The sequence below is a fragment of the Streptosporangium sp. NPDC023615 genome (genome assembly GCF_040640155.1).
GTDB lineage: Bacteria > Actinomycetota > Actinomycetes > Streptosporangiales > Streptosporangiaceae > Streptosporangium.
The window spans coordinates 50,190-76,643 of record NZ_JBFABE010000007.1 but is presented as its reverse complement, the minus strand read 5'-3'; the positions used below and the strand labels follow the sequence as shown (position 1 = coordinate 76,643).

Sequence of the window (26,454 nt, the reverse complement as noted above, 5' to 3'; positions counted from 1 at the left end):
TCCGGCCGGTAGAGGAACGCGGCCGGAGGAACTCGTCTGTGTGGTCCGGCCCGCCACCCGCCGCCCGGGTGCCGGGGCCGCCGCGTTCCAGGCTACGTCGCGGCCGTCGCGGCCGGGGTCACTTCGCCCGGCGCCGGGCTCCCCGCCGGGTCTGCGAGGGCCTGCGGGGGGTGTCGCCCGCGGTGACCGCGGCCTGCCGCTGGCCGGCGCCGTACGCCGCCAGCGCCGTCGCGAGCGCGGAGGCCGAGGGCTTCTCGGCCATGACGTCCACCCGCAGCCCGAACTCCTCGGCCGTCTTGGCGGTCTGCGGGCCGATCACCGCGATGACCGTGACGTTGTGCGGCTTGCCCGCGATGCCCACCAGGTTGCGCACGGTGCTGGAGGAGGTGAAGAGCACCGCGTCGAACCCGCCGCCCTTGATCGCCTCACGGGTCGGGGCGGGCGGCGGCGCGGCCCGGACCGTCCGGTAGGCGGTCACGTCGTCGCACTCCCAGCCGAGCTCGGTCAGCCCGGCCACGAGCGTCTCGGTCGCGATGTCGGCCCGCGGCAGCAGCACCCGGTTGATCGGGTCGAGCATCGAGTCGTACGGCGGCCACTCGGCCAGCAGACCCTCCGAGGACTGCTCGCCCGACGGCATCAGGTCGGGTTTGACGCCGAACCGCACCAGCGCGCGGGCGGTGCTCTCGCCCACGGCCGCGACCTTGAGGCCGGCGAACGCGCGGGCGTCCAGGCCGTACTCCTCGAACTTCTCGCGCACCGCCTTGACCGCGTTCGCGCTGGTGAAGGCCACCCACTCGTAGCGCCCGGTGACCAGGCCCTTGATCGCGCGGTCCATCTGCTGCGGGGTGCGGGGCGGCTCCACGGAGATCGTGGGGACCTCCTCGGGCACCGCGCCGTAGGAGCGCAGCTGCTCGACCAGGTCGGCCGACTGCTCCTTGGTCCTGGGGACGAGCACCCGCCAGCCGAACAGCGGCTTGGTCTCGAACCACGACAGGCGGTCGCGCATGCCGACGGCCTCGCCGACCACGATCAGGGCGGGCTCGGCCATCCCGGCGTGCTTGAGGTCGGGCGCGATCCGGCCCAGCGTGGTCACCACGGTGTGCTGCTCGGTCGTGGTGCCCGCGGCGCTGATCGCCACCGGCGTCGAGTCGCGGCGGCCCGCGGCGATCAGCGCCTTGCCGATCGCCGCGGCCTCGGCGACGCCGTTGTAGATCACCAGGGTGCCGGCCCCGCCCGCGTACGCCGACCAGTCGTCGATCTGGGCCGCGTCCACCACCCGGAACTCGGGCACCGACACCGCGGCGGGGATCCCGGCGTAGGTGAGCACCGCCGTCGCGGGCGGCACGCCGGGCACGATCTCGAAGTCCACCTCCGCCTTGACGCAGGCCGCGACCTCCTCGGTGATCGAGGAGAAGAACATCGGGTCGCCGGCGCACAGGCGCACGACGACGCTGCCGCCCTTGGCCGTCTTGACGACCTTCAGCGAGACGGCGCCGTCGTCGGCCGTGCCGACGATCTCGACGTTCTCGCGGCAGTGGCGCAACAGCGGCCCGTACGTCTCCTGGTCGAGAATGACGACGTCGGCCCGGGAGAGCAGGTCGGCGCCGCGGAGCGTGAGCAGGCCCTCGTCACCGGGCCCCGCGCCGACGAAGGCGACGAACCCGGACGGGTGCTCGAAGGTGGTGCTTCCGGAGCTCAATGTGCCTGCTCCCCTATCAACGTGCCGGCCCCTTCCGCGATCATCTCGGCCGCGAGGTCGCGGCCGAGATCCATGGGCGCGGAAGAGCCACCGGCGGCGGACTTGCGTACCGCTCGCCCGCCGTCGACGGCGACGACGGCGGCGGTCAGGATCAGGTCGTGCCCACGCCAGGCCGAGTACGCGCCCACCGGGGCGGCGCACCCCGCCTCCAGGGCGCCCAGCACGGCGCGCTCGGCGGTGACCGCGGCGCGGGTGGGCGCGTCGTCGAGCACGCCCAGCAGGTCGACGAGGTCGGCGCGGTCGGCGCGGCACTCCACGGCCAGCGCTCCCTGCCCGGGGGCGGGCAGCATCTCGGTGACCTCGAAGATCTGCGAGATCTCGGCCTCGCGGCCCAGCCTTCCGAGCCCGGCGGCGGCGAGCACGACGCCGTCCAGCTCGCCCGAGGTGACCTTGCCGATCCGGGTGTCGGCGTTGCCGCGGATGGGCACGTAGTCGAGGTCGGGGCGGAGCATCCGGAGCTGGGCCATCCTCCGGGGGGAGCCCGTGCCGATCCTCGCGCCGGGCGGCATGTCGGCCAGCTTGGCGACGCTCACCAGGGCGTCCCTGGGGTCCTCGCGCGGCGGGATCGCCGCGATGACCACGCGCGGGTCGGGTGTGGTGGGCAGGTCCTTGAGGGAGTGCACCGCGAAGTCGATCGTCCCCTCGATCAGCTTGTCGCGCAGCGCGCTGACGAAGACGCCCGTGCCGCCGAGCTGCGTGAGGTCGGCCCTGGTCACGTCGCCGAAGGTGGTGACGCCCACGAGCTCGACGGTGCGGCCGGTCAGCTCGGTCAGGCGGGTGGCGACCGTCCCCGACTGCGTGGTCGCCAGGACGCTCCGCCTCGTTCCCAGCCGGAGCGGAGGGGAAACGCTGCTCACAGGCCTGCCTCCTTCTTGCTCGGCTCGGTGTTCCTACCCGGCTCGACGTCCATCGTCTCGATACGCCGCACCGCTTCGGGCACCTTCGGGTCAAGATTGAACAGTTCTCGCAGCGCCTCCGCATAATGATCACCCGCGGGGGACTCGGCCAGCCGCTTGACACGCACGGTGGGCTCGTGGAGGAGCTTGTCGACCACCCGCCTGACGGTCTGGGCGACCTCGTCCCTGACGCGTCCGTCGAGCTCGGGGACCCGTGAGACGAGCCGTTCGAGCTCGGCCTCGACCACCCGGGCCGCCTTGCTGCGCAGCGCGACCACGGTCGGCGTGACGCGCGCGGCCCGCTCCGCCGAGAGGTAGGCGTCGACCTCCTCGGTGACGATGGCGCGCACCGCGGCGACCGCCTCGGCCCGGCCGTCGTCGCCGGTCTCGGCCTCGCCCTCCTGCATGGTCTCCAGGTCGACCAGGGTCACCCCGGGCAGCCGCCGGACCGCGGGGTCGATGTCGTGCGGCAGGGCCAGGTCGAGCAGGAACATCTCCCGGGGGGTCACCATGTCGGCGGTGACGACCACGTCGGTGGCACCGGTGCAGGAGACGACCAGGTCGGCCCCGGCCAGCTCCGCCGCCAGGTCGCCGAACACCGCCGCCCGGCCCCCGACCGTCTGGGCCAGCCGCACCGCGCGCTCGTGGGTCCGGTTGACCACCACGATGTCGCTCACGCCGGCCCGCTGGAGGGTCGCGGCCGACAGGGCGCTCATCGAGCCGGCGCCGACCACCAGGGCCCGCCGCCCCGGCAGGGGGCCGAGGACGCGCTCGGCCAGGGTGAGCCCCACGCCGACCAGGGAGGCGCCGGCCCGGTCGATACCGGTCTCGGTGTGGGAGCGCTTGCCCACCCGCAGCGACTGCTGGACGAGCTCGTTGAGCGTCGGGCCGAGCGTGCCCTCCTGCTGGGCCAGCCTGAGGGCCGCGCGCACCTGGCCGAGGATCTGCCCCTCGCCCACGACCATCGAGTCCAGCCCTGCCCCCACCGAGAACAGGTGCTCGACCGCGCGGTCCTCGTAGTGCACGTACAGGTGGGAGGCGAGCTGCTCCACCGGGACGCCGGAGTGGGTGCCGAGCAGCCGGGAGATCGAGGTCACGGCGGCGTGGAACCGGTCGACATCGGCGTAGACCTCGACCCTGTTGCAGGTCGAGACGACCATGACCTCGGCGACGTGGGCGTCCTGCTGGACGTCCCGGAGCAGCTTGACCAGCGAGTCACCGGAGACCGAGACCCGCTCCAGCAGGGCCACCGGCGCCGTCCGGTGGCTCAGGCCGACGACGAGGACGCTCATCGGCCCTCCCCGGTCCCGGCGGGGAGGAGGTGATCCGTCCCGCGCGGTGCGCGGGCACGGTCGCCGCGGGCTCCTGCGCGTTGTCCTCTCGGGTTCCCCGTCACAGGTCCACCGCCTCGGGCCACTCCTCGGCCATCGCGGGCCCCCCCGTCATCCGATCCGTCTTGCGTTGCTCGTGGAACGCCAGGATCTGCAGTTCGATAGATAGGTCGACTTTACGGATATCGACGCCATCAGGCACGGAAAGTACGACGGGGGCGAAGTTCAGGATGCTGGTGACCCCCGCGGCGACGACCCGGTCGGCCACCTGCTGGGCCGCCACGGCCGGCGTCGCGAGCACCACGATCGACACTCCCCGCCGTCGTATCACGGCCTCCAGCTCGTCGATGTGCTCCACATTCAACCCCGCGATGTGGTCGCCCACCACCTCGGGGTCGGCGTCGAGGAGCGCCGCGATCCTGAACCCGCGGGAGACGAACCCGCCGTAGTTGGCCAGCGCGCGGCCGAGGTTTCCCACCCCGACGATCGCGATCGCCCAGTCCTGGGTGAGACCCAGCTCCCGGCTGATCTGGTAGATCAGGTACTCGACGTCGTAGCCGACGCCGCGGGTGCCGTACGAGCCCAGGTGGGAGAGGTCCTTGCGGAGCTTGGCGGAGTTGACGCCCGCCGCGACGGCCAGGTCCTCCGAGCTCACGGTCGCCAGACCACGCTCGGCCATGCCGTTCAGCGCGCGCAGATAGAGCGGCAGCCGGGCGACGGTCGCCTCGGGTATGCCGCGTTCGCGGGCTTGGGACATACGGCGGATCACGTGCCGGAGCTCCAGGGGGACAGGCGGCCGGCGCGGCCCGGACGCGACGGATGACGAGGTGAGGCCACTGTCATTCAGGTTAGTCCTTTTGTGAACCGATGCACAAAGTCAGTGTTCACAATCTTGGTCATGCCCGGGGTCGGTCCCTCGACCGGCCCCTTCCCCGGCCCCTCCCCCGCCCTCCCGCCCGGCCCCGCGCGCCCTGCTCCCGCTCGGCTACGGTGGCGGTCATGTCACCGCGAGACCATCGCATCACCCTGCTCGGCAAACCCGGCTGCCACCTGTGCGACGACGCGCGGGCGGTGATCGAGAGGGTCGCCGCGGAACTCGGCGTCCCCTGGGAGGAACGCGACATCACGGCATCGGAAGAGGATCAGGCCCGTTACTGGGAGATGATCCCGGTCACCCTCGTCGACGGCGTCCAGCACGACTTCTGGCGCGTCGACGAGAACCGCCTGCGCGCCGCGCTCGGCGCCTGACCGGGACCGCGACCCCGGTCCCGGTCCCGGCCGCGATCGAGACCGTGGTCCTGGTCGCGGCCGTGGTCCTGGTCGCGGCACGGAGGCCGCCGCGGCGGCCGGGTGCGCGGGCACGGGCACGGGCCCGCGCACCCGGTCACGGCCCGAAGGCCGTGGGGAGCGGCATCACCTTGGCGGCGTTCAGGGTGAGCTCGATCACATTCGTGGCGAGCACCATGGACTGGCGTTCGGTGACGAAGCGCTCGGTGTGCGGCCGTCGCTGGTGCTCGCTGTAGGCGACCTCGTCCCGGTAGAGCTCGTAGACGATGCGCTGGAGCGGCGCCGACTTCACCGAGTGGCAGGAGTAGACGAGCGTGTCCGGCTCGGAGCCGCGGACCGCCTCCACGGTCTCCTCGGCCAGCCGGTCGAACCTCTCGCCGGTGCCGTCGAGCAGGGTGAAGACGGTCAGCATCCCGAAGATGCCCGGCGAGGGACGGCCGGGACCACCCGGCAGCCCGCCGCCCGGCAGGCCACCGCCCGGCAGGCCACCGCCCGGCCCTGTCGTCCCCGGATACCGGGCACCCGCCGACGGCGGGGCACCGGCCGGGGACCCCGGCCCGCGGGAACCGCTCCGGTCGTGGCCGGCGGGACCGCCGAGCCCCGGTCCCTGGGCGGGCGCGCCGCCGAACGCCTGCTCGGCGGGCATGGGCCGCAGGCTGCCCGCCCCGCCGAACTCCCCTGTCCCGGGACCGGCCGGCCTGCCGAAGTCACCGGGGGCCGCCGGGCGGCCGAACTCCCCTGTCCCGGGGCCGGGCGGCATGCCGAACTCTCCGGAACCCGCCGGGCGGCCGAACTCACCGGTGCCGGGGCCGCCCGCACCGGGGCCGGGCGGCATGCCGAACTCTCCCGTGCCCACCGGCCGGCCGAACTCCCCGGTCGCCGGTCCCGGCGACCTGCCGGGAGCGGAGGACCTGGAGCCGGGAGCGCCGTGCCTGCCGAACTCGTTGGCCGGGATGTCGTACTCGCCGGTCGAGGGGCCCGCCGGGGGCATGCCGAACTGGCCGGTCACCGGCGGCTGCGCGCCGTGGTCGCCACCGCGCCTGCCGGGATCCCCGCCGGGCGGCCGGCCGGGGAGCGGCATGCCGTACTCGCCCGCCATGAACATTCCGGTGGCGGGCCCGCCGAACGGGTCGTCGGCCGGGGCGGGTTGCTGCTGCCGCATGCGGGCCGCGTAGTCCACGTCCTGCTCGCCCGCGCGGTACTCGGCCACCAGGTCGCCGAGGCCGGAGCGCCGGGGCACCTCCTCGGCCGCCACCGCGCGGGGCGCCTCCTCGGGGGTGATCCGGCGGCCCGCGACCTGCACGTCGCGAGGCTCGCGCTCCGGGGGCCTGAGCGTCGGCGGCCGGTTCTCCCAGTCGTCGTCCGCCGCGTCCTCGTCCTCGTCCTCGTAGGGCGCGAGCGGGCGGAGCAGGACGTACCAGACCGCCGCGGCCGTGACGAGGAACAGGAGCACGGTGAACATGCCGGGCACCGCGAAGCTGACGGCACCGACGAGGGCGAGGCCGGTGGGACCGAGCACCAGGAGCGCGTGCAGGTTGTCGGCGTCGTAGTCGTCGCCGCCCCGGTTGCGGAGGGCGGCGAGCACCGTCCCGCCCAGCAGCACGACCGCGACGATCACGTGCACCGCCAGGAGCAGGGACGTCGCGAACAGGCCCCAGTGCGTGCCCCCCGGCGGGAGGGTCTTGGCGAAGTCCTTCTCCAGCAGGATCGGGTCGATCGCCAGGATCACCGCGGCGATGACGGTGAGGGCGATCCCCAGCAGCCACGAGGCGAAGCGGGCCGTGCTCTTGCGGGCCAGGAGCTGGATGACCCCCACGGCCAGCCAGAGCGGGGCCAGCATGGATCCGGTCAGTTGGTAAATGCGGAACGTGCCTGGTCCAAAACCGATCAGGTGACCGGTGGCGATTACTGCGAGTGAAACGGACAGGGACGCCGTCGTGATGCTCCAGGCGATCAGCCAGCCCTTGGGCTCACCACGCAGACGGCTGACGAGGGCACCGGTGGCGATGGCTGCGAGCAATGCACCGGCGAAAGCGATGACAGCGACGAGGACTTCCATGGTGTCTCCAATGCTGCCGGACATTACCCCCTAACCGGTAGCCGAAGCTGTGCTCCGCTCCCGGGACCGGTCCGACGAGGACCGGCTCCACACCGTATCCGGCGATTACCCCCAGTCACGATGTTTCAAAGTAGATTGTGGAATTAGGCGGTGATTTCTAGAGTGATCGAGCACGCCGTACCCCCTTCCCCTCAGGGATACCGGATGCCTGAAACGTGGCCGCTCGCCGGGCACCTCCCCACGACCGCCGGGGTGGCCCAGCCCGTCCGCAGTAGTGACCTCACCGTACGTGAGGATGCCTCCGACGAGCTCCGGAGGCTGGTTCTGCGTGCCAAAACCGGAGACACGGATGCTTTTGGCACGCTCTATGACCGCTACCTCACGCTCGTGTACCGCTACGTCTACTTCCGGGTCGGCTCACACCCGCTGGCAGAGGATCTCACGAGCGAGACCTTTCTCCGCGCGCTCCGCCGGATCACGGACTTCACATGGCAAGGGCGTGATTTCGGGGCCTGGCTCGTGACCATCGCGAGGAACCTGATCACCGATCACTTCAAGTCCGGCAGGTACCGCCTTGAGGTCACGACCGCCGAGGTGATCGACACCCCGCTCGACGGCCCGCACATCCCGGAGAACGCCGTCGTCACCGCGATGATCAGCGACCGGGTGCTCGGGGCCGTCCGCGACCTCAACCCCGAGCAGCAGGAGTGCGTGGTGCTGCGTTTCCTGCACGGCATGTCGCTGGCCGAGACCGCGCTGATCATGGGCAAGAAGAGCGGCGCGATCAAGGCGCTGCAGTTCCGCGCGATCCGCGCCCTGGGCCGGGCGCTCCCCCCCGACCTGAGCTGACGGCGCCTCTCGCCGGTTCCCCGCCGGTTCCCCCGTCCGCCTCCCGCCGCGTTCGCGGCGGTCCGCCCCTGCCCGGACCGGCGCGCCCCTGCCCGGACCGGCGCGGACCGGCGCGGACGGGCCGCCTCCGGGCCGTGTTCCCGCCGAGCCTTCCGGTGTCCGGCGACCGGTGCCGCGCCCGTGACGATGTTCACCATGCCGATGCCGGTGTACCGCGTAACCTGGCGTGCGGAGTCGTCGTTAGGCAAGTGACACCGTTGGATCATGAGCTGGGGGCGGCGGGGAGCGTTCATGGGGAAGTGGCTGCCTGGAATCTCACGGAGATCGCAGGCCCGTATCCAGGACCGTGTGTCGCGACTCGGTGCCCGGATGACGGCCAGTCCCCGCCCCGAGTTCCAGGCCACGCTCCGCGAGCAGCTCACCCGGCCCCTGCCCGAGCAGGAGCGTCCCGAACCGCGGACGACGGGCCCCCGCCACTCCAGGCGGAGATCACGCGGCTCGCTGTTCCCGCGGCTGCTGAGCACCGTCCTGGTGGCCTCGATGGTCCTGTCCGGCGTCTGGACGTACCGCTCGATGCCCGGCGACACCTTCTACCCGCTCAAGCGAGCGGCCGAGAGCACCCTGTTCCACCTGAGTACCGACGAGGCCGAACGGGCGAACCGCTCCCTGGGGTACGCGGAGACCCGCGCCCGCGAGGTCCAGGAGCTCCTGGGCTCCGGAGAGCGCAAGGACATGATCGGGGAGACCCTCCAGGCGATGGAGGACACCACTCGTTCCGCGGTGACCTCCCTGGAGCAGGTACGGCGCCGCGACGCCCACGGCGCCGTCGCCGTCGAGCTCGAGGAGTTCGAGGAGCTCAAGCACTTCGTGCGGAAACAGCGCACCCAGATCACCGGGATGCTCCCGAAGATGGACGCCGAGGACCAGCGCAGGGCCCACGGGTACCTCGACTACATCGACGGGCTGGCCCCGCCCGGTTGACGCTCCCAGCCGGGCGGACCGCCCCCCGATGTTCTCCGGCCGCCCCCGGCCGCTCCCGCCTGTCCCCGCACGCCCCCGGTCGTTCTCGACCTGTCCCCGGCCGTCCCCGGCCGTCCCCGGCCGTTCCGGACCGGTCCGCCGCGCCGTTCCGGCAGGGCCGGGTGGCCGTTCTCCAGGGAATCGCGAGGGTGGTCTCGGGCCGCCTCGAAGAGTCGTTCCGACGGGCACACCACCTCTGGAACGACGCCGGATCGTCACATCCGGCTCATACGGCGGCTACCGATCTCACCCCTGTGTCCCGGTTAAGCTGAGATGCTATGAGGCGGCTACTACGACGGCGTGGCGAGGCGGGAACGGCGGGGCAGGCGACGGCCGGAGAGGTCATGGCCGGTGAGGTCGCCGCAGCGGCCGCCGTGGCGATGCCGATGGCCGAGCCCGACCCGGTGGCCGCCGCCTTCTTCGACGTCGACAACACCATGATGCGCGGCGCCTCCATCTACCACTTCGCCCGAGGCCTCGCCTCGCGTGGCCTGTTCACCAGCGGGGACCTGTTCCGGTTCGCCCTCGGCCAGGTGGTCTTCCGGGTCCGCGGCGACGAGAACCCCGCCCACATCGCCGAGGCCAGGGAGACCGCGCTGGCCTTCGCGGCCGGCAACTCGGTCGAGGAGATCGTCCGCCTCGGCGAGGAGATCTACGACGAGGTGATGGCCGACCGCATCTGGGCCGGTACGCGAGCCATCGCCCAGGCGCACCTCGACGCCGGCCAGCGGGTCTGGCTGGTCACCGCGACCCCGGTGGAGCTGGCCCGCGTGATCGCACAGCGGCTCGGCCTGACCGGTGCCCTGGGCACCGTCGCGGAGACCGAGAACGGCGTCTACACCGGCCGCCTGGTGGGCGATCTGCTGCACGGCCCGGCCAAGGCCGAGGCGGTCAGGGCCCTGGCCCGCCGGGAGGGCCTCGACCTGGCCCGCTGCCACGCCTACAGCGACTCGGCCAACGACCTGCCGCTGCTCTCCGTCGTCGGTCACGCCACCGCGGTCAACCCGGACGGCGATCTGCGCGACTTCGCCCGGGAGAACGGGTGGGACGTCAAGGACTTCCGTACCGGGCGCAAGGCGACCATGGTCGGCGTTCCCATCGCCGTGGGCGCCGGGGCGCTCGCGGGCGGGATCGCCGCCGCCATCGCCCTGCGCCGCCACTACCGCACCGAGCACTGACCCCGCCGGGCGGCTTCCCGGCCTCCGCGGCGGCGCCCCGGCTCTCAGTGCCCGGGGCGTCCCGTCCCGCCGGTCACGACCCGGTCGAGCAGGGCGACCAGCTCCCGGTTGACGGCCACGGGACGCTCCAGGCCGATCATGTGTCCGGCACCCGGGAGGACGAGCAGCCGGGCGCCGGGCAGGGCGTCGGCGATGCGGCGGCTGTGCTCCGCCGGGGTGAGACGATCCCGCTCACCGACCATGACGAGCGTCTCCACCGGACCGAGCGCGGCCAGTGCGGCCAGCTTGTCGTGGACGAGGAAGGCACGGAAGAAACCGACCATCACCTCCGTCGGAGTGGCCACGGCCATGTCGTTGACGAAACGCACGTGCTCGCGCGGTGCGCGCGGCCCGAAGGCGACGTACCGGGTCACCGGCAGGTTGGTGCGCGACCTGAGGGCGGGCCTGCGGTCGATGAGGGCGCCCCTGGCCAGCATGCGCTCGAACATGACGGGCGTGACGCGGGGCGCGAGCCGCCCGATCGGCCCCGGAAGCCCGAACGTGCTGTCGCGCAGCCGGCCCGGGGACGTGCTCAGCAACGCCACCCCGGCCACCCTGGCGGCCAGCGTCTGCGGATGCCGCTCGGCGAAGGCCATGATGGTCATACCGCCCATGGAGTGGCCGACGAGCACCACCGGCAGCCCTCCGGGCACGGCGGCCTCGATCACCGCGGCGAGGTCGTCACCGAGCCGGTCGACCGTGCAGGCGTCGAGCGCGCCGGCCGAGGAGTCACCGTGCCCGCGCTGGTCGTAGAAGATCAGGGTGGCCCGTCCGGCCAGCGCCTCGCGCTGGAAGTGCCAGCAGTGCCGGTTCATCACCCAGCCGTGGGTGAAGACCACGGCCACCCCCGGTGAGGCGGCCTCCTCCACGTCCACCGCGAGCCGCACGCCGTCGTCGGTCGTGACCGTGACCGGCCTGCCGCCGTGCGCGCCGAGGTGCCCGCCCGGACCCCCGGTGGGACCCGCGTTGAGACCCCCGCCGGGGTCTCCCGCGGCCGCCCGCCGCCGTCGCGCGACCACCCCGAGCACCGTGCCCGCCGCCAGCCCGGCGACGGCCGCCGTACGCCCCGCGTCCATGACCACCTCCGCATCCGTGAGCCCGGCACCGCGCACACCCTATCCAGCGCGTACCCACACTGTTAGACGCTGAGGACAATAAAAATCGCGTCCTTCGTCGCCGGGATGCGCACGACGTCGACGCCTCCGATCGCCCGGGCGACTTCGGCGGCCTCGGCCGTCGCGCCGGGCGCGGACGAGAGGCTCGAACGAGGAGTCCCGCCGGAGGGCCCGGCCGAGGAGCTCGAACGAGGAGCTCGTGTCGGCGGCGAGCCGGTGGCGGGCCGGTGGCGCGGGTGGCGCGGGTGGCGCGGGTGGCGCGGTCAGAAGAGGGGCGGGAAGGCGGGGCCGCGGCGGAGCCGGAGCTCGTCGAGCCGCTGCCCGACGGCCTCCCGGATCCGGTCGGTCAGGTCGAGGACCACCATAGGGTCGTCGGCGTCGTCCGGGTCGAACCGGTCGGTGCGGATCGGCTCCCCGAAGCCGATCATCCACTTGGACGGGAGCGGCACCAGTCCGAGAGGGCCGAACCACGGGAAGAGCGGCGTGACCGGCATGTACGGGAGCCCCAGCGCCCTCGCCAGGAAGGGCAGGTCGCCCAGCTTGGGATAGATCTCCTCGGCGCCCACGACGGCGCAGGGGATCACGGGCACGCCCGCCCGGATGGCGGAGGCGACGAAACCTCCGCGTCCGAAGCGCTGCAACCGGTAGCGCTCCGAGAACGGCTTGCCCACCCCCTTGAACCCCTCGGGGAAGACGCCCACGACCTCCCCCTTCCGGAGCAGCCGGTCGGCGTCCTCCCGGCACGCGAGGGTGTGGCCGGTCTTGCGCGACAGGTGTCCGAGCACCGGGAGCCGATACACCAGATCCGCCCCCAGGAGGCGGAGCGCGCGGCGATCGGGATGGTCGTCGTGAAGGGCCACCTGGAGCATGAGCCCGTCGAGCGGGAGGGTTCCCGAGTGGTTGGCCACGATCAGGGCGCCGGAGTCGCCGGGCACGTTGTGGATGCCGACGGTCTCGGTACGGAACCAGTGGCGGTAGAGCGGGCGGAGCAGCTCCAGCACGACCCTGTCGGTGAGCTCCGCGTCGAAGCCGAACTCGTCGACCTCGTACTCCCCCGCCAGGCGACGTCGCAGGAAGGCCAGCAGCTCGGCCAGACGATCCTCGGCCCCACCGGTCGCGTCGGCCCCGCCGGCCGTGTCCGCCCCGTCGGTCCCGCCGGTCGCATCCGCTTCGTCGGCGTCCCCGGGCTCCTCCGCGCTCCCGCTCACCTCTTCACCGCCCGGGAGAAGACCTCCAGCAGGGCGGCGGGAAGGCCGCCGGCCAGGTCGCGGGCACGCAGGAAGTCCTCGAAGGCGGCGGCCGTGGAGAACTTCGGCCTCCAGCCCAGTGCGGCGGCCAGCGGGGCCGTGTCGACCACGCGCCCGTGGCACATCAGGCGGAGCTGCTCGGGGGAGAAGTCGACCAGCCGCGCCCCCCGGGCGGCCTCGCCCACGAGGCGGAACAGCGGGGAGGGGACGGGCAGCGGGAGCAGACCCGCCCTGTGCGCGCACTGCGACAGCAGCAGCACGCCGTCCCCGGCCACGTTGAACGTGCCGGGGTGATCGTTCGTCGCCGTCCGGCGCAGCACCTCGACGGCGTCGTCCTCGTGGACGAACTGCAGTCTCGGGTCGAAGCCGAGCACGGTGGGCAGGAGGGGCTGGGTGAAGTAGCGCGTCAGCGGGGAGTCGACGCCGGGTCCCATGAAGTTGGCGAACCTCAGTGTCGACACGGCCACGTCCCCCCGCCGCCTGGCGAAGCCCCGGACGTACCCCTCCACCTCGGAGGCGTCCTTGGCGTAGCCGCGGCCGGGCGGCTCCCCCGGCTCGGCGTCCTCGGTGAAGACGGCCGGGTCGCGCGGGGAGGAACCGTAGACGGCGGTGGTGGAGCGCACCACGACACGGCGGACCGTCGCGGATCGCTGACAGGCACCGAGCAACTGCATGGTGCCGATGACGTTGTGTTCCTTCATGAGCATCCGGCCACCGCTCCGGGGAGGAGCGCTCACCAGGCTCATGTGAACGACGGTGTCGATGTCGGCGTCCGCGATCACCCGGGAGATGTCGGGACCGCGCAGATCGACGCGGACGAACTCCATCCGCCCGAGAGGTACGCCGCCATCACCTGAGAGCGAGGGCGGCGGCACCGTATCCACTCCGATGACCCGGTCGATGCCCGGGTCATCCGCGAGAGCGCTCGCCACTCGGGCGCCGATGTGGCGCGAGACCCCGGTGACAAGCACGATATGGGTCATCGGCGCCTCGCAGACCGCGCTACTACTTCTTGTTACGCCGCTGGATGCGGGTCTTCTTGAGAAGCTTGCGGTGCTTCTTCTTCGCCATGCGCTTACGGCGCTTCTTGATCACAGAGCCCACGGGACCCCCAGGTAGCTGGTAGCCGAGAATGTCGAACCGGTACGCGAGAGCACACCGGCACAACAGACTACCGGCGATCCGTGGTGGATCGCCCCTGGGGGACCCCGGGCGCGTGAACTCACGACGCGGTGACCGCGTCGCTACCCCGACGAGGCCGAGACCCACCCAATGCCGGGCTTACCGGAAATCACTCACCGGTCAGACCGGAACGAACAGGTCACGAGCCGGCCGATGCGCCTGGTTCGCCTCGCGACCGGGTCATCCCCGACGCTCGGCGCGGCGCACCGGGCCGCCCCTGCCTCAGCCTGCCTCGATGTAGGCGTCCCTGAGATAATCGTGCACCGCCTGCTCCGGCACCCGGAAGGATCGACCGACCCGGATGGCCGGCAGCTCGCCCGAATGCACGAGTCGGTACACAGTCATCTTGGACACCCTCATGACAGTGGCCACTTCTGCCACCGTCAGGAACTTCACCTCACTGAGAGGTCTTTCGCCTGCACCCATCGGACGCCTCTTCCGCACGTGTATCCGGGTTATCCCCACTGGTGCCATTGCTCACGCACGTGTACTGCTGTCAGCGTAAGTCTCGACCCCGGGCACGCAAACCCCCTATTTTCTCAGCCCGCGGTCTCCCACGTCAGCGAAACTGACGAAATCGCTGGCCAGCAGCCTGACCGTGCCCCTTGACTCGATCATGGAACGGACCAACTGTCTCCCATTAGAGTCGCCCACAATCCTCAAAAAGTTGGCAAACGGTCGGCGAGCTCCGTGGAATGCAGGCGCGAAATGCCCGTATAGGGATGTCCCAATTCACGCATCCCCTGTCTCAGAGGTCCCGCAGGACCCTTTCGACCAGGTGGCGCGTCAGCGGCTCGTAATAGCGGGGTAGCACGTTGTCATCGAGCGGCACGGTCACCGCGATCTTGCCCTCGGCCTCGCCGACGAAGAGCGCCGGGTCGTTGCTGTCGGCGAACCCCACCGTGAGGACGCCCGCCTCTCCGGCGGCTCCGGCCCAGCCGTGGTCGGCGATCACCAGATCGGGCCGGTCCGTCCCCAGCTCGGAGAGCATCGCCCGCATCGGGGCCGGGTCGTGGGTGTGCACGAAGGAACCCTTGTCGTCGAGCATCGCGACGTCGTCCATGTAACGGATCTTGCGCCTGCGGCCGAACCCGCTTCCCCAGTACGACCAGCCCTCGGCCGGGCTCATCAGGGTCAGGCCCCGCGCCCTGATCATCCGCGCCAGGGCCATGTGGATGGTGAGCAGGCCGGTGGGGTGACCGGTGGCGATCAGGATGCGGGGGCTCTCCTGCCGGAGCACGCCCGCGATCGTGTCCCCCATCCTCTCGACGGCCTCGATCGTACGGTCGGGGTCGATGGTGTCCTGGCCCTCGCGGTGATCGCGGTCGGCCACGACCCCCGCGGACTTGACCATCAGCTCGAGGATGTCCCGGTAGGCCCAGGGGCCGTCCAGCGTCAGCCCGAACATGTAGTGCGGATCACGGTTGGCCAGCGACCGGTAGTGATCCAGGTTGTTCTCCCGGCTGGTCGCCACGTCCCCGGCGATCCTGGTCCGGACCAGGTGCTCGCGAAGCTCGGCGTGTGTCATCGGCGCACCTTTGTTCCTCGGTCCTGTTCACCGGGATACCGGCCGGGCCGTTTCGTCGTCGGGGAGGGACCGGTGAGTCCCCGCGTCACGGGAGGGGATCAAGGCCATGAAGAGGGAAGACGGCGTTCCTCGTGGCCATGATGGCTCGGTCGATCGGGTCTGCTGGATCATAACCAGCGGAGAAATCACGAAATTCCGGGTCGCGACCATCGGTCAGCGTCAGGGGGGCCGACTGGTTGGTGCGCTCCTTGACGAACGTACGCCAGGCCTCGGGGGTGGCGGTCGCCGGGTCGAGCGGGTGGCCCGCCACCTCGGCGATCAGATGCGTCCAGGCACGGGGGACGACCTGCACCAGCTCGTACCCGCCGCCTCCGGTCACGACCCAGCGGCCGCCGGCGGTCTCGTGGGCCAGCTCGTGCAGGGCCGCGTACGCGGCGCGCTGGCCGTCCAGGCTGAGCATCAGGTTGGCCAGGGGGTCGAGGGCGTGGCTGTCACAGCCGTGCTGGGTGACCAGGACCTCGGGGGCGAACTCCCGCAGCAGCGGCGGGACCACCGCGTGGAAGGCCCTCAGCCAGCCGCCGTCACCGCATCCGGCGGGCAGCGCCACGTTGACCGCGGTGCCCTCGGCGCCGCGCTCCTCGGGGAAGCCCGTGCCGGGGAAGAGCGTGCGCGGGCTCTCGTGCAGGCTGATGGTGAGAACCCTCGGGTCGTCGTAGAACATCGCCTGGACGCCGTCGCCGTGGTGCACGTCCACGTCCACGTAGGCCACCCTCGAGGCGCCCTGCGCCAGCAGCCACGCGATGGCGGCGGCCGGGTCGTTGTAGACGCAGAAGCCGCTCGCCCAGGAGGCCATCGCGTGGTGCAGGCCGCCCGCGACGTTGACCGCGTGCTCGGCCTCACCGGTCCACACCGCGCGGGCCGCGGCCAGGCTGGCGCCCGTGATCAGCGCGGACGCCTCGTGGACGCCGGGGAAGGCGGGGTTGTCGTCGGTTCCCAGGCCGTGGGTCACGTCGGGCCGCCCGGTGGCGGAGACCCGCTTGACGGCCTCGATGTAACCGCGCTCGTGCACGAGGGCCAGCTCGTCGTCGGTGGCGGGGGCGCAGCCGCTCATCTCCACCAGGTCCAGCACGCCGAGCTCCCTGGCCAGCGCCATCGTCAGCTCGACCCTCACGGGCGCGAGCGGGTGGCCGGGGCCGAAGTCGTACGAGGTGAGCGCATCGTCCCAGACGACCCGTACGGACCGGCTCATGCGCACTCCCTGTCTGGTCGCGGCGCCGCGCGCCGCGGCCGGATCCGCCTGCTCCCCGCTCGACGTTACCGCACGTGCGCGGAAGGGCGTTTACCCAGGCGTCTTGGAGGAGCGATGCTTTTCATCTAACCGAAACATGGGGATTTATTGCTGTTCGACGCCCTGTTTTCCGAGCGTGCCCGGCCCGGGCGGGCGCCGGTTCAAGCGGCACCGGCCCGGACATGGCCGGTTCGGGCGGATACGGGTCTGAACGAGTGCCGGTCCGAACGGGTCCCGGCGGTCACCCCTCGGCGAGCTGGCGCCCCCGGTCCCGGGCGGCCTCGATGGCCGCCAGGAAGGCCGCGCGGACGCTGTGCCTCTCCAGCTCGGCGATGGCCGCGATGGTGGTGCCGCCCGGCGAGGTGACCGCCTCGCGGAGGATCACCGGGTGCTCGCCCGAGTCGCGGAGCATGATCGCCGCACCGACGATCGACTGGGTGACCATGTCGAGGGCGGCGGCCCGGGGCATGCCGAGCAGGATGCCGGCGTCGACCATGGCCTCGACCAGGTAGAAGAAGTACGCGGGGCCGCTGCCGGACAGGGCGGTGGCCGCGTCCTGCTGCGACTCGGGGATGCGCAGCACCTTGCCCACCGGGCTGAACAGGTCCTCGGCGCGCCGCAGGTGCTCCTCGGAGGCGTGCGCCCCGGCCGAGATCACGCTCATCGCCTCGTCCACCAGCACCGGCGTGTTGGACATGACCCGGACCACCGCAATCTCGGCGCCCAGGCGCGACTCGACGAAGGCGGTCGTGATCCCCGCCGCGGCCGAGACGACCAGGCGGTCGGTCGGCAGGTGGGGGGCGATCTCGGCCAGCAGGGTCCCCATGTCCTGCGGCTTGACCGCGAGGATGATCGTGTCGGCGGTCTTGGCGGCCTCGTCGTTGGAGACCACCCGGACCCCGTACCGCTCCGCGAGGGCCTCGCGGCGCTCGGCGCGCCGCGCCGTCGCCAGCACGTCACCCGGCTTGAACCCGGCCCTGAGCAGCCCGGAGAGCAGGGCCTCCCCCATCTTGCCGGTTCCAAGGATCGCGATCATGAGAGCACCTCGAGGTCGGGGACCGAACCCCCGAACCCTACCGGCACCCCGCCGGCACCCCGCCGGACACGGCCTTCCGCCGGAACGCCTGAACCGTCCGGGGTCCCGATCCGTCTTGGGGGTATGCGTATGATCGCGAACCCCATCCTGGCCGGAAGCCTGCTGCTGGTTCTGGGCTGCGGCACCGAACCCAGCGCCACGGTCGCCACCGGCGTCCCCTCGCAGCCGGCGAGCCACGACACGGCCGTCTCCGGCGCCCCCTCACAGCCGGCGGGCGGGACCGTGGCCCCCCGGACCGAGCCCACCGGCGACTCCCCGAAGCCCACGAGGCCCGAGGGCGACACCGACAACCCGCGCAAGATCAGGTGGCTGAAGGCCACCCCCTCCAAGGACGGCCGGAGCCTGCGGGTCGTCTGGTGGTCCGGCGTCGAGCCGTGCAACGTCCTCGACCGGGTCACCGTGCGGCAGACCTCCAAGCGGGTGACCGTCACCCTCTGGGAGGGGCCGAGCAGCAAGGCCCAGAACGTCGCCTGCATCGAGATCGCCATCAAGAAGGTGACGACCGTCAAGCTCAAGAAGCCCCTCGGCTCCCGCAAGGTCGTCGACGGCGCCCGCTGACGCCCGCCCCGTACCTCCGGGCGCCCCTTTCCCGCGCCGCCGTCCACGTCCCGGCGGTACGGGAAGGGGGCGCCCTTTTCGGAACACCGGGCACGTTCCGCCCCCGCCCCCGAAGGACTCCCTCCCGCGCCCCGAACGCCTCCCGTCCTGCCCGTGGCGGCCGGACGGTCCCCGGTCGCCGCGCCGGGAACGATCCCCGGGTGTTCCCTCGTCAGAGGGGGTGGGCGTCCCCTGCCCGTTTACGGGAGATCGGGAATGCTCGCGCGCGATTCAGGGTTGAGCCCAATAGACTCAAGTCGTTTGACAAACCTCGCTCGAGGTTCCACTATGAGTCTCATCGACTCAACTTTGACTACAAGGACGTACTCATGGCACGTGCGGTAGGTATCGACCTGGGGACGACCAACTCCGTCGTCTCGATTCTTGAGGGCGGTGAGCCCACCGTCATCGCCAACGCTCAGGGTTCGCGGACCACCCCGTCCGTGGTCGCGTTCGCGAAGAACGGCGAGGTCCTCGTCGGTGAGGTCGCCAAGCGGCAGGCCGTCACCAACGTCGACCGGACGATCCGCTCGGTCAAGCGCGAGATGGGCACCAACTGGTCCATCGAGATCGACGGCAAGAAGTCCAACCCGCAGCAGATCAGCGCGTTCGTCCTGCAGAAGCTCAAGCAGGACGCGGAGGCCTACCTGGGCGAGAAGATCACCGACGCGGTGATCACCGTTCCCGCCTACTTCAACGACGCCCAGCGCCAGGCGACCCAGGAGGCGGGCACCATCGCCGGCCTCAACGTGCTGCGCATCATCAACGAGCCCACCGCCGCCGCGCTGGCGTACGGCCTCGACAAGGACAAGGACGAGACCATCCTCGTCTTCGACCTCGGCGGCGGCACCTTCGACGTGTCCCTGCTCGACGTCGGCCAGGAGGACGGTCACGGCTTCGTCGAGGTCAAGGCCACCAGCGGCGACAACCACCTCGGTGGCGACGACTGGGACCAGCGCGTCGTGGACGAGCTGGCCAACCGGTTCAAGAACGCGCACGGCGTGGACCTGACCAAGGACAAGATGGCCCTGCAGCGCCTGCGCGAGGCCGCGGAGAAGGCCAAGATCGAGCTCTCCAGCCAGTCGGAGACCTCCATCAACCTGCCGTACATCACGGCCTCGGCCGAGGGTCCCCTCCACCTGGAGGAGAAGCTCACCCGCGCCGAGTTCCAGCGGATCACCGCCGACCTGCTCGAGCGGTGCAAGGGCCCGTTCAACCAGGTCGTCAAGGACGCCGGGATCAAGGTCTCCGACATCGCCCACGTGGTGCTCGTCGGCGGCTCGACCCGCATGCCCGCCGTGGCCGAGCTCGTCAAGGAGCTGACCGGCGGCAAGGAGCCCAACAAGGGCGTCAACCCGGACGAGGTCGTGGCCATCGGCGCCGCCCTCCAGGCCGGCGTGCTCAAGGGCGAGGTCAAGGACGTCCTGCTGCTCGACGTGACCCCGCTGAGCCTGGGCATCGAGACCAAGGGCGGGATCTTCACGAAGATCATCGAGCGTAACACCACGATCCCGACCAAGCGCTCCGAGGTCTTCACCACGGCCGAGGACAACCAGCCGTCGGTGCAGATCCAGGTCTACCAGGGCGAGCGCGAGATCGCGGCGTACAACAAGAAGCTGGCCACCTTCGAGCTGACCGGCATCGCCCCGGCGCCGCGCGGCATCCCGCAGATCGAGGTCACCTTCGACATCGACGCCAACGGCATCGTCAACGTCTCCGCCAAGGACCTCGGCACCGGCAAGGAGCAGACGATGACGATCACCGGCGGCTCCGCGCTGCCGAAGGACGACATCGAGCGCATGATGCGCGAGGCCGAGTCCTACGCCGAGGAGGACAAGAAGCGCCGCGAAGAGGCCGAGACGCGCAACAACGCCGACTCGCTCGTCTACCAGACCGAGAAGTTCCTCGGCGAGAACGCCGACAAGGTCCCGGACGACATCAAGAACGAGGTCAACGAGGCCGTCGCCGAGCTGAAGAAGGCTCTGGAGGGCACCGACTCGTCCGAGATCCGCGCCTCCGCCGAGAAGCTCGCCACGGTCAGCCAGAAGATGGGCTCGGCGATCTACGCTCAGTCCCAGGGGTCCGAGACCCCGACCGGCACGCCGGACGCGGACGCGGGCGCCACGAACGAGCAGAAGACCGACGACGACGTGGTCGAGGCCGAGATCGTGGACGACGAGCCGAAGCGCGACGACGGCGCCAAGTGACGGCCGGAAAGCCGAGGGGAGCACCAGCGTGAGCACGCGCGAGAACGGTTCCGGAGAGGAGCCGGTGATCCGCGACAACCGGAAGATCGACCCGGAGACGGGCCGGCCACGCGAGGCGGACCCGGCGGAGGCCACCGGCCAGGACGTCGGGGAGCAGGGCGACACGCCGTCCTCCCTGACGTCCGACCTGGCCTCGATCGAGCTGGCCACCCAGCTCGCCGAGCGCACCGCGGACCTGCAGCGCCTTCAGGCCGAGTATTCCAACTATCGCAAGCGGGTCGAGCGGGACCGGGTCGCGGTCAAGGAGCAGGCGGTGGCCGGCGTCCTGTCGGAGCTGCTGCCGGTCCTCGACGACATCGGCCGGGCCCGCGACCACGGGGAGTTGACCGGCGGTTTCGCCAAGGTGAGCGAGTCACTGGAGGCGGCCACCGGGAAGCTGGGGCTCAGCTCCTACGGCACCAAGGGCGAGGCGTTCGACCCGATGGTGCACGAGGCGCTGATGCACAGCTACTCCTCCGAGGTCACGGAAGCGACCTGTGTGGAGATCCTGCAGCCCGGTTACCGGATCGGCGAGCGAGTGCTCCGCCCCGCGCGCGTCGCGGTGGCCGAGCCCGAGACGCCCGCCGCGGACGACAACTGACACCCCCACGTCTGATCTCTGAGAAGGAAGATGGATGAGCACCAAGGACTACCTGGAGAAGGACTACTACGCCGTCCTTGGTGTGCCCAAGTCCGCCACGGCAGATGAGATCAAGAAGGCGTACCGGAAGCTGGCCAGGCAGTACCACCCGGACGCCAACCCCGGCAGCTCGGAGAACTCCGCGAGCACCGCGAAGTTCAAGGAGGTCTCCGAGGCCTACGACGTCCTGTCCGACACCAAGCGCCGCAAGGAGTACGACGAGGCGCGGACGCTGTTCGGATCGGGCATCGGCGGCTACCCGGGGGGCGCGGGGGCACCGCGGCCGGGCGCGGGCGGTTTCCCGTTCGACCTGGGGGACCTGTTCGGGGGCACCAACCAGCAGCAGAGCGGCGCCGGGGAGCGCATCGGCGACATCTTCGGCGGCCTGTTCAACCGGGGCGGCGCGGGCCGCCCCGGCGGGACGACCACCAGGGCGCGCCGGGGCCAGGACATCGAGTCCGAGGTGACCCTCAGCTTCTCCGAGGCGGTCGAGGGCACCACGGTCTCGCTCCGCCTGACCAGCTCGTCGGCGTGCACCGCGTGCGGGGGCACCGGCGCCAAGGCCGGCACCACCCCGCGGGTCTGCCCGACCTGCGACGGCACCGGGGCGGCCAGCCGCAACCTGGGCAACTTCGCCTTCTCCGAGCCGTGCCGCGACTGCAAGGGCCGCGGGCTGCTGGTGGACGACCCGTGCCCGGTGTGCGACGGGAGCGGGCGGGGCAAGAGCACCCGCACGATCCAGGCCCGCATCCCGGCCGGTGTCGGCGACGGCCAGCGCATCAAGATCAAGGCCAAGGGCGCGCCCGGCGAGAACGGCGGCCCGGCCGGCGACCTCTACGTCCAGATCCACGTCAAGCCGCACTCCGTGTTCGGCAGGACGGGTGAGAACCTGACGGTCACCGTCCCGGTCACCTTCACCGAGGCCGCGCTGGGCGCCGAGATCAAGGTGCCGACCCTCAAGGGGATGCCGGTCACCCTGCGCATCCCCGAGGGCACACCGAACGGCCGCACCTTCCGGGTGCGCGGCAGGGGCGTGACCCGCAAGGACGGCACCAAGGGCGACCTGCTCGCCACGATCGAGGTCCTGGTGCCGCAGACGCTGGAGGACAAGGCGCGAGGCGCCCTGGAGGAGTTCCGCGACGCCACCTCGGGAGGTGACCCGCGGGCTGACCTGATAGCACAGGCCAGGAGCGAGTAGCCATGGAAGCCAACTACTTCGATCTGTCGGACGACACACCCGTCTACGTGATCTCAGTGGCCGCCCAGCTGTCCGGTCTGCACCCGCAGACCCTGCGCCAGTACGACCGTCTCGGTCTGGTCAGTCCGGGCCGTACGGCCGGACGCGGGCGCCTGTACTCCACCCGCGACATCGTGATGCTCCGCGAGGTCCAGAGGCTCTCCCAGGAGGAGGGCATCAACCTCGCGGGCATCAAGCGCATCCTGGCCCTCGAGAACGAGGCCCTGCGGCTGCGCGACGAGAACCACCGTCTCCGCGCGGAGATGAACATGATCCGCGCCCTGATCCAATACCAGCTGCCCCCCGCCTGAGAGTCCCGTCCGGTCCCGTTCCACAGCGAACGCGCGCGGCGCACGGCGCCGTCGTCGGACCGGGCACGAGCGTCCGAACCGCGGCGCGCAGCGTCGCCCTCTGCACTAAGGCCTGGTAAGCATGGACTACAAGCTCACCCAGAAGAGCCAGGAGGCGGTCTCCTCCGCCATCCGGCGGGCAGCCGCCGAAGGCAACCCCGAGGTCGCCCCGGCCCACCTGTTCACCTCGCTGCTGGCCCAGACCGGCGGCACCGCCGTGCCCCTGCTGGAGGCGGTGGGCGCCGACTGGAAGAAGCTCAGGACCGAGGCCGAGACGCAGCTCGCCGCCCTGCCCAAGGCGCAGGGCTCCACGGTCGGTGCGCCCTCCAGCTCGCGGCAGCTCCTCACCGTGCTGAACACCGCCGCCCAGCGGGCCCGCAGCCTGGAGGACGAGTACGTCTCGACCGAGCACCTGCTGGTCGGCCTGGCCACCGACGGCGGCCCGATCGCCCGGCTGCTCACCTCCGCCGGCGCGAGCCCGGCCGCCCTGCTGGACGCCTTCGAGAAGGTGCGCGGGCACGCCAAGGTGACCAGCGCGACGCCCGAGGACACCTACCAGGCGCTGGAGAAGTACGGGATCGACCTGACCGAGCAGGCCAGGGCGGGCAAGCTCGACCCGGTGATCGGCCGCGACTCGGAGATCCGGCGGGTCGTCCAGGTGCTCAGCCGCCGTACCAAGAACAACCCGGTGCTCATCGGCGAGCCCGGCGTCGGCAAGACCGCGGTGGTGGAGGGGCTCGCCCAGCGGATCGTGGCCGGCGACGTGCCCTCCAGCCTGCGCGACAAGCGCCTGATCGCGCTCGACCTGGGCGCCATGGTCGCCGGCGCCAAGTTCCGCGGCGAGTTCGAGGAGCGCCTCAAGGCCGTGCTCGGCGAGATCAAGGAGAGCGACGGCCAGGTCGTCACCTTCATCGACGAGCTGCACACCATGGTCGGCGCGGGCGCGGCCGAGGGCTCGATGGACGCGGGCAACATGCTCAAGCCCATGCTGGCCCGCGGCGAGCTGCGGATGATCGGCGCGACCACGCTGGACGAGTACCGCGAGCGCATCGAGAAGGACCCGGCGCTGGAGCGGCGCTTCCAGCAGGTCTACGTGGGCGAGCCCAGCGTCGAGGACACCATCGCCATCCTGCGCGGCCTCAAGGGACGCTACGAGGCGCACCACCAGGTGCAGATCGCCGACGGCGCGCTCGTGGCCGCCGCCGCGCTCTCCGACCGCTACATCACCTCCCGGTTCCTGCCGGACAAGGCGATCGACCTCGTCGACGAGGCCGCCTCCCGGCTCCGCATGGAGATCGACTCCCGCCCGGTGGAGATCGACCAGCTCCAGCGGAACGTCGACCGGATGCGGATGGAGGAGCTGGCGCTCGCCAAGGAGACCGACGAGAGCAGCCTGCAGCGGCTGGAGCGGCTCCGCAAGGAGCTCGCCGACCGCCAGGAGGAGCTCAACGCCCTGGTCGCCCGCTGGGAGCAGGAGAAGGCCGGGCTCAACCGGGTCGGCGACCTGAAGAAGCAGATCGACGAGGTGCGCGGCGCCGCCGAGCGGGCCCAGCGCGACGGCGACTTCGAGAACGCCTCCCGGTTGATGTACGCCGAGGTGCCCAAGCTGGAGGCCGAGCTCGCCGAGGCCAGCAAGACCGCCCAGCCCGAGGACGCCATGGTCAAGGAGGAGGTCGGCTCCGACGACATCGCGCAGGTCATCTCCTCCTGGACCGGCATCCCCGCGGGACGCCTGCTGGAGGGCGAGACCAGCAAGCTGCTGCGCATGGAGGAGGAGCTCGGCAGGCGCCTGATCGGCCAGCGGCAGGCCGTCGAGGCCGTCTCCGACGCCGTACGGCGGGCGCGGGCGGGCATCTCCGACCCGGACAGGCCCACCGGCAGCTTCCTGTTCCTGGGCCCTACGGGCGTCGGCAAGACCGAGCTGGCCAAGGCGCTGGCGGACTTCCTGTTCGACGACGAGCGGGCGATGGTCCGCATCGACATGAGCGAGTACGGCGAGAAGCACAGCGTCTCGCGGCTCGTGGGCGCCCCTCCCGGCTACATCGGCTACGAGGAGGGCGGCCAGCTCACCGAGGCCGTACGGCGCCGCCCGTACACCGTGGTGCTGCTGGACGAGGTCGAGAAGGCCCACCCGGAGGTCTTCGACATCCTGCTCCAGGTGCTCGACGACGGGCGGCTCACCGACGGTCAGGGCCGCACGGTCGACTTCCGCAACGTGATCCTGATCCTCACCTCGAACATCGGCTCGCAGTTCCTGGTGGACCCGGGCATGACCAAGGAGGCCCAGCGGACGGCCGTGATGGCCGCGGTCAGGAACGCCTTCAAGCCGGAGTTCCTCAACCGGCTCGACGACGTGATCCAGTTCGACGCGCTCGGCACGGAGGAACTGTCCAAGATCGTTGATCTGCAGGTGGCCCACCTGGCCAGGCGCCTGGCCGACCGGCGGCTCACGCTCACCGTGACCCCGGCGGCACGCGACTGGCTGGCGCTGACGGGCTTCGACCCCCTGTACGGCGCCCGTCCGCTCCGCCGCCTCGTGCAGTCCGCGATCGGCGACAGCCTGGCCAGGAAGGTGCTCTCCGGCGAGGTCCAGGACGGTGACGAGGTGCTGGTCGACCTGGACCCGGCGAGCGACAGCCTGACGATCGGCGCGGTAAGAGGCTGACCACGGGGGAGTGAGGCCCACCAGACGACCGGTCGCGAGCGTTTGAGGACCGGTAAGGGCTTGACCAGCATTGAGCCAAGCCGGCTCCCCGTCGAGACCCCCCTGTTACGTTCGGCATTCGTCGGATTACCGAACGCAACAGGGGGATGTGCATGTCGAACGCATCACGGAACATCCGAGGATTTCTCGCGGTGGCGGTGCTCACGGCCGGTGCAGGATGGACGATGGTCGCTCCGGCCGCGGCGGGAATGGCGCCCTGCGCCGACCCGGACGCGGTGGGGACGTCCCAGACGCCCGGGACCGCTTCGGGCGCCTGTGAAGAGGTCGTGATCCTGGAGAGCACGGTCACCGGTGACACGGCGACCGCCGGTGACGAGGTTCCTCCGCCCGGCGACGAGCCCGAGGCGCCGGCGAGCGGGGAGACCAGGACTCCGGCGAACGCCGAGGCACCTTCTGCCCAGGCACCTTCCGCCGAGGCACCTTCCGCTCAGGCACCTTCTGCGGAGGCGCCGGCCGGCGCGACGCCGGCAGTCATGGCCCCGGCACCCGCCGAGGCCCCGGCCGCCGTTGACGAGACCCGGCCGCAGATCGGAACCCCGGCGAACGCCGAGGCTCCTGCCCCTACCGACGTTGAGGCCCCGGCCGAGGCACCCGCCCCGGCCCCGGCTGAGGCCGCCCCGGCCGACGCCGAGTCCGCCCGGACCCCGGTGATCGCGGAAGCCCCCCAGGCCTCCGCCCCCACCGACACCCCGGCCGAGGCTCAGGCCCCGACCCTCGACACCCCGGCCCCGGCCGCCGACGCCCCCGCGGCACCGGCTCCCGCCGAGGCCCCCGCGGCACCGGCC

At 71.6% G+C, this 26,454-nt stretch carries 23 protein-coding genes and 1 pseudogene; 11 read left to right on the top strand and 13 right to left on the bottom strand.

The window, feature by feature from the left end; all coding sequences use genetic code 11:
* Window positions 1-118 precede the first annotated feature (118 nt).
* The 4 genes from AB0G16_RS07960 to AB0G16_RS07945 form a co-directional block, all read right to left on the bottom strand.
* Window positions 119-1,699 (bottom strand): bifunctional uroporphyrinogen-III C-methyltransferase/uroporphyrinogen-III synthase, encoded by a 1,581-nt coding sequence (locus AB0G16_RS07960; protein ID WP_362800412.1) that lies wholly within the window; start codon window positions 1,697-1,699, stop codon window positions 119-121.
* Window positions 1,696-2,616, bottom strand: coding sequence for a hydroxymethylbilane synthase (hemC, locus tag AB0G16_RS07955; protein ID WP_362800409.1), 921 nt, complete (start codon window positions 2,614-2,616; stop codon window positions 1,696-1,698). The genes AB0G16_RS07960 and hemC overlap by 4 nt, the downstream gene beginning before the upstream one ends.
* Window positions 2,613-3,947: a glutamyl-tRNA reductase gene (locus AB0G16_RS07950; protein WP_362800406.1), complete on the bottom strand. Its 1,335-nt coding sequence runs from the start codon at window positions 3,945-3,947 to the stop codon at window positions 2,613-2,615. The genes hemC and AB0G16_RS07950 overlap by 4 nt, the downstream gene beginning before the upstream one ends.
* A 100-nt stretch (window positions 3,948-4,047) precedes the next feature.
* The gene (locus AB0G16_RS07945) at window positions 4,048-4,743 is read right to left on the bottom strand and encodes a redox-sensing transcriptional repressor Rex (protein WP_362800403.1); all 696 of its coding nucleotides are present in this window, start codon (window positions 4,741-4,743) and stop codon (window positions 4,048-4,050) included.
* A gap of 242 nt (window positions 4,744-4,985) precedes the next feature.
* Here AB0G16_RS07945 and AB0G16_RS07940 point away from each other — a divergent pair, with 242 nt between their 5' ends.
* Window positions 4,986-5,234 (top strand): glutaredoxin family protein, encoded by a 249-nt coding sequence (locus AB0G16_RS07940; RefSeq protein ID WP_362800400.1) that lies wholly within the window; start codon window positions 4,986-4,988, stop codon window positions 5,232-5,234.
* A gap of 136 nt (window positions 5,235-5,370) precedes the next feature.
* On the opposite strand, the gene AB0G16_RS07935 is transcribed toward AB0G16_RS07940, so the two are convergent.
* A complete protein-coding gene (locus AB0G16_RS07935) occupies window positions 5,371-7,332 on the bottom strand; it encodes an antibiotic biosynthesis monooxygenase (RefSeq protein WP_362800397.1) in 1,962 nt (653 codons plus the stop codon).
* Window positions 7,333-7,536: 204 nt separating this feature from the next.
* On the opposite strand from AB0G16_RS07935, the gene AB0G16_RS07930 reads away from it, so the two are divergent.
* The 3 genes from AB0G16_RS07930 to AB0G16_RS07920 all read left to right on the top strand — a co-directional run bounded on the left by AB0G16_RS07930 (window position 7,537) and on the right by AB0G16_RS07920 (window position 10,379).
* The gene (locus tag AB0G16_RS07930; RefSeq protein WP_362800394.1) at window positions 7,537-8,181 is read left to right on the top strand and encodes a sigma-70 family RNA polymerase sigma factor; all 645 of its coding nucleotides are present in this window, start codon (window positions 7,537-7,539) and stop codon (window positions 8,179-8,181) included.
* Between the two features lie 369 nt (window positions 8,182-8,550).
* Entirely contained in the window at window positions 8,551-9,162 is a 612-nt protein-coding gene (locus AB0G16_RS07925; protein WP_362800392.1) for a DUF5667 domain-containing protein, read from the top strand.
* A 419-nt stretch (window positions 9,163-9,581) separates the two neighbouring features.
* Window positions 9,582-10,379, top strand: coding sequence for an HAD-IB family hydrolase (locus AB0G16_RS07920; RefSeq protein WP_362800857.1), 798 nt, complete (start codon window positions 9,582-9,584; stop codon window positions 10,377-10,379).
* A gap of 44 nt (window positions 10,380-10,423) precedes the next feature.
* On the opposite strand, the gene AB0G16_RS07915 is transcribed toward AB0G16_RS07920, so the two are convergent.
* The 8 genes from AB0G16_RS07915 to proC form a co-directional block, all read right to left on the bottom strand.
* Entirely contained in the window at window positions 10,424-11,494 is a 1,071-nt protein-coding gene (locus AB0G16_RS07915; protein WP_362800389.1) for an alpha/beta hydrolase, read from the bottom strand.
* A 302-nt stretch (window positions 11,495-11,796) separates the two neighbouring features.
* Window positions 11,797-12,741 (bottom strand): lysophospholipid acyltransferase family protein, encoded by a 945-nt coding sequence (locus AB0G16_RS07910; RefSeq protein WP_362800386.1) that lies wholly within the window; start codon window positions 12,739-12,741, stop codon window positions 11,797-11,799.
* A complete protein-coding gene (locus tag AB0G16_RS07905; RefSeq protein ID WP_362800383.1) occupies window positions 12,738-13,763 on the bottom strand; it encodes an NAD-dependent epimerase/dehydratase family protein in 1,026 nt (341 codons plus the stop codon). Before AB0G16_RS07905 ends, AB0G16_RS07910 begins: the two co-directional genes overlap by 4 nt.
* A 22-nt stretch (window positions 13,764-13,785) precedes the next feature.
* Window positions 13,786-13,884 carry an AURKAIP1/COX24 domain-containing protein gene (locus tag AB0G16_RS07900; protein ID WP_018654693.1) on the bottom strand — a complete coding sequence of 33 codons (99 nt, stop codon included), beginning with the start codon at window positions 13,882-13,884 and terminating at the stop codon, window positions 13,786-13,788.
* A gap of 300 nt (window positions 13,885-14,184) precedes the next feature.
* Window positions 14,185-14,388, bottom strand: a complete 204-nt coding sequence (locus tag AB0G16_RS07895; protein WP_012887307.1) for a helix-turn-helix domain-containing protein — start codon at window positions 14,386-14,388, stop codon at window positions 14,185-14,187.
* Between the two features lie 322 nt (window positions 14,389-14,710).
* The gene (locus tag AB0G16_RS07890; RefSeq protein ID WP_362800380.1) at window positions 14,711-15,490 is read right to left on the bottom strand and encodes a phosphatase; all 780 of its coding nucleotides are present in this window, start codon (window positions 15,488-15,490) and stop codon (window positions 14,711-14,713) included.
* Between the two features lie 85 nt (window positions 15,491-15,575).
* Window positions 15,576-16,739, bottom strand: coding sequence for an acetoin utilization protein AcuC (locus AB0G16_RS07885; protein ID WP_362800377.1), 1,164 nt, complete (start codon window positions 16,737-16,739; stop codon window positions 15,576-15,578).
* A gap of 280 nt (window positions 16,740-17,019) precedes the next feature.
* Entirely contained in the window at window positions 17,020-17,814 is a 795-nt protein-coding gene (gene proC / locus AB0G16_RS07880) for a pyrroline-5-carboxylate reductase (protein WP_362800374.1), read from the bottom strand.
* A gap of 129 nt (window positions 17,815-17,943) precedes the next feature.
* On the opposite strand from proC, the gene AB0G16_RS07875 reads away from it, so the two are divergent.
* The 7 genes and pseudogenes from AB0G16_RS07875 to AB0G16_RS07845 all read left to right on the top strand — a co-directional run.
* Entirely contained in the window at window positions 17,944-18,432 is a 489-nt protein-coding gene (locus AB0G16_RS07875) for a hypothetical protein (RefSeq protein WP_362800371.1), read from the top strand.
* A gap of 368 nt (window positions 18,433-18,800) precedes the next feature.
* Window positions 18,801-20,678, top strand: a complete 1,878-nt coding sequence (gene dnaK / locus AB0G16_RS07870) for a molecular chaperone DnaK (protein WP_362800368.1) — start codon at window positions 18,801-18,803, stop codon at window positions 20,676-20,678.
* A 28-nt stretch (window positions 20,679-20,706) separates the two neighbouring features.
* Complete coding sequence (gene grpE, locus AB0G16_RS07865) at window positions 20,707-21,318, top strand: nucleotide exchange factor GrpE (protein ID WP_362800365.1); 612 nt, start codon at window positions 20,707-20,709, stop codon at window positions 21,316-21,318.
* A gap of 34 nt (window positions 21,319-21,352) precedes the next feature.
* Entirely contained in the window at window positions 21,353-22,555 is a 1,203-nt protein-coding gene (gene dnaJ / locus AB0G16_RS07860; protein WP_362800363.1) for a molecular chaperone DnaJ, read from the top strand.
* Between the two features lie 2 nt (window positions 22,556-22,557).
* The gene (locus AB0G16_RS07855) at window positions 22,558-22,905 is read left to right on the top strand and encodes a helix-turn-helix transcriptional regulator (RefSeq protein ID WP_362800360.1); all 348 of its coding nucleotides are present in this window, start codon (window positions 22,558-22,560) and stop codon (window positions 22,903-22,905) included.
* Between the two features lie 121 nt (window positions 22,906-23,026).
* Window positions 23,027-25,609 carry an ATP-dependent chaperone ClpB gene (gene clpB / locus AB0G16_RS07850; RefSeq protein ID WP_362800357.1) on the top strand — a complete coding sequence of 861 codons (2,583 nt, stop codon included), beginning with the start codon at window positions 23,027-23,029 and terminating at the stop codon, window positions 25,607-25,609.
* Window positions 25,610-25,833: 224 nt separating this feature from the next.
* Window positions 25,834-26,454, top strand: a pseudogene (locus AB0G16_RS07845) (hypothetical protein); the annotation flags it as partial.

Coding starts and splice junctions, on each gene's coding strand:
- AB0G16_RS07915 (WP_362800389.1), bottom strand. CDS start 11,494: ATGGACGCGGGGCGTACGGCGGCCGTCGCCGGGCTGGCGGCGGGCACG.
- AB0G16_RS07925 (WP_362800392.1), top strand. CDS start 8,551: ATGACGGCCAGTCCCCGCCCCGAGTTCCAGGCCACGCTCCGCGAGCAG.
- AB0G16_RS07875 (WP_362800371.1), top strand. CDS start 17,944: ATGATCGCGAACCCCATCCTGGCCGGAAGCCTGCTGCTGGTTCTGGGC.
- clpB (WP_362800357.1), top strand. CDS start 23,027: ATGGACTACAAGCTCACCCAGAAGAGCCAGGAGGCGGTCTCCTCCGCC.
- AB0G16_RS07905 (WP_362800383.1), bottom strand. CDS start 13,763: ATGACCCATATCGTGCTTGTCACCGGGGTCTCGCGCCACATCGGCGCC.
- dnaJ (WP_362800363.1), top strand. CDS start 21,353: ATGAGCACCAAGGACTACCTGGAGAAGGACTACTACGCCGTCCTTGGT.
- AB0G16_RS07950 (WP_362800406.1), bottom strand. CDS start 3,947: ATGAGCGTCCTCGTCGTCGGCCTGAGCCACCGGACGGCGCCGGTGGCC.
- AB0G16_RS07940 (WP_362800400.1), top strand. CDS start 4,986: ATGTCACCGCGAGACCATCGCATCACCCTGCTCGGCAAACCCGGCTGC.
- AB0G16_RS07890 (WP_362800380.1), bottom strand. CDS start 15,490: ATGACACACGCCGAGCTTCGCGAGCACCTGGTCCGGACCAGGATCGCC.
- AB0G16_RS07935 (WP_362800397.1), bottom strand. CDS start 7,332: ATGGAAGTCCTCGTCGCTGTCATCGCTTTCGCCGGTGCATTGCTCGCA.
- AB0G16_RS07930 (WP_362800394.1), top strand. CDS start 7,537: ATGCCTGAAACGTGGCCGCTCGCCGGGCACCTCCCCACGACCGCCGGG.
- AB0G16_RS07885 (WP_362800377.1), bottom strand. CDS start 16,739: ATGAGCCGGTCCGTACGGGTCGTCTGGGACGATGCGCTCACCTCGTAC.
- AB0G16_RS07855 (WP_362800360.1), top strand. CDS start 22,558: ATGGAAGCCAACTACTTCGATCTGTCGGACGACACACCCGTCTACGTG.
- AB0G16_RS07920 (WP_362800857.1), top strand. CDS start 9,582: ATGCCGATGGCCGAGCCCGACCCGGTGGCCGCCGCCTTCTTCGACGTC.
- AB0G16_RS07945 (WP_362800403.1), bottom strand. CDS start 4,743: ATGTCCCAAGCCCGCGAACGCGGCATACCCGAGGCGACCGTCGCCCGG.
- AB0G16_RS07895 (WP_012887307.1), bottom strand. CDS start 14,388: ATGGGTGCAGGCGAAAGACCTCTCAGTGAGGTGAAGTTCCTGACGGTG.
- proC (WP_362800374.1), bottom strand. CDS start 17,814: ATGATCGCGATCCTTGGAACCGGCAAGATGGGGGAGGCCCTGCTCTCC.
- dnaK (WP_362800368.1), top strand. CDS start 18,801: ATGGCACGTGCGGTAGGTATCGACCTGGGGACGACCAACTCCGTCGTC.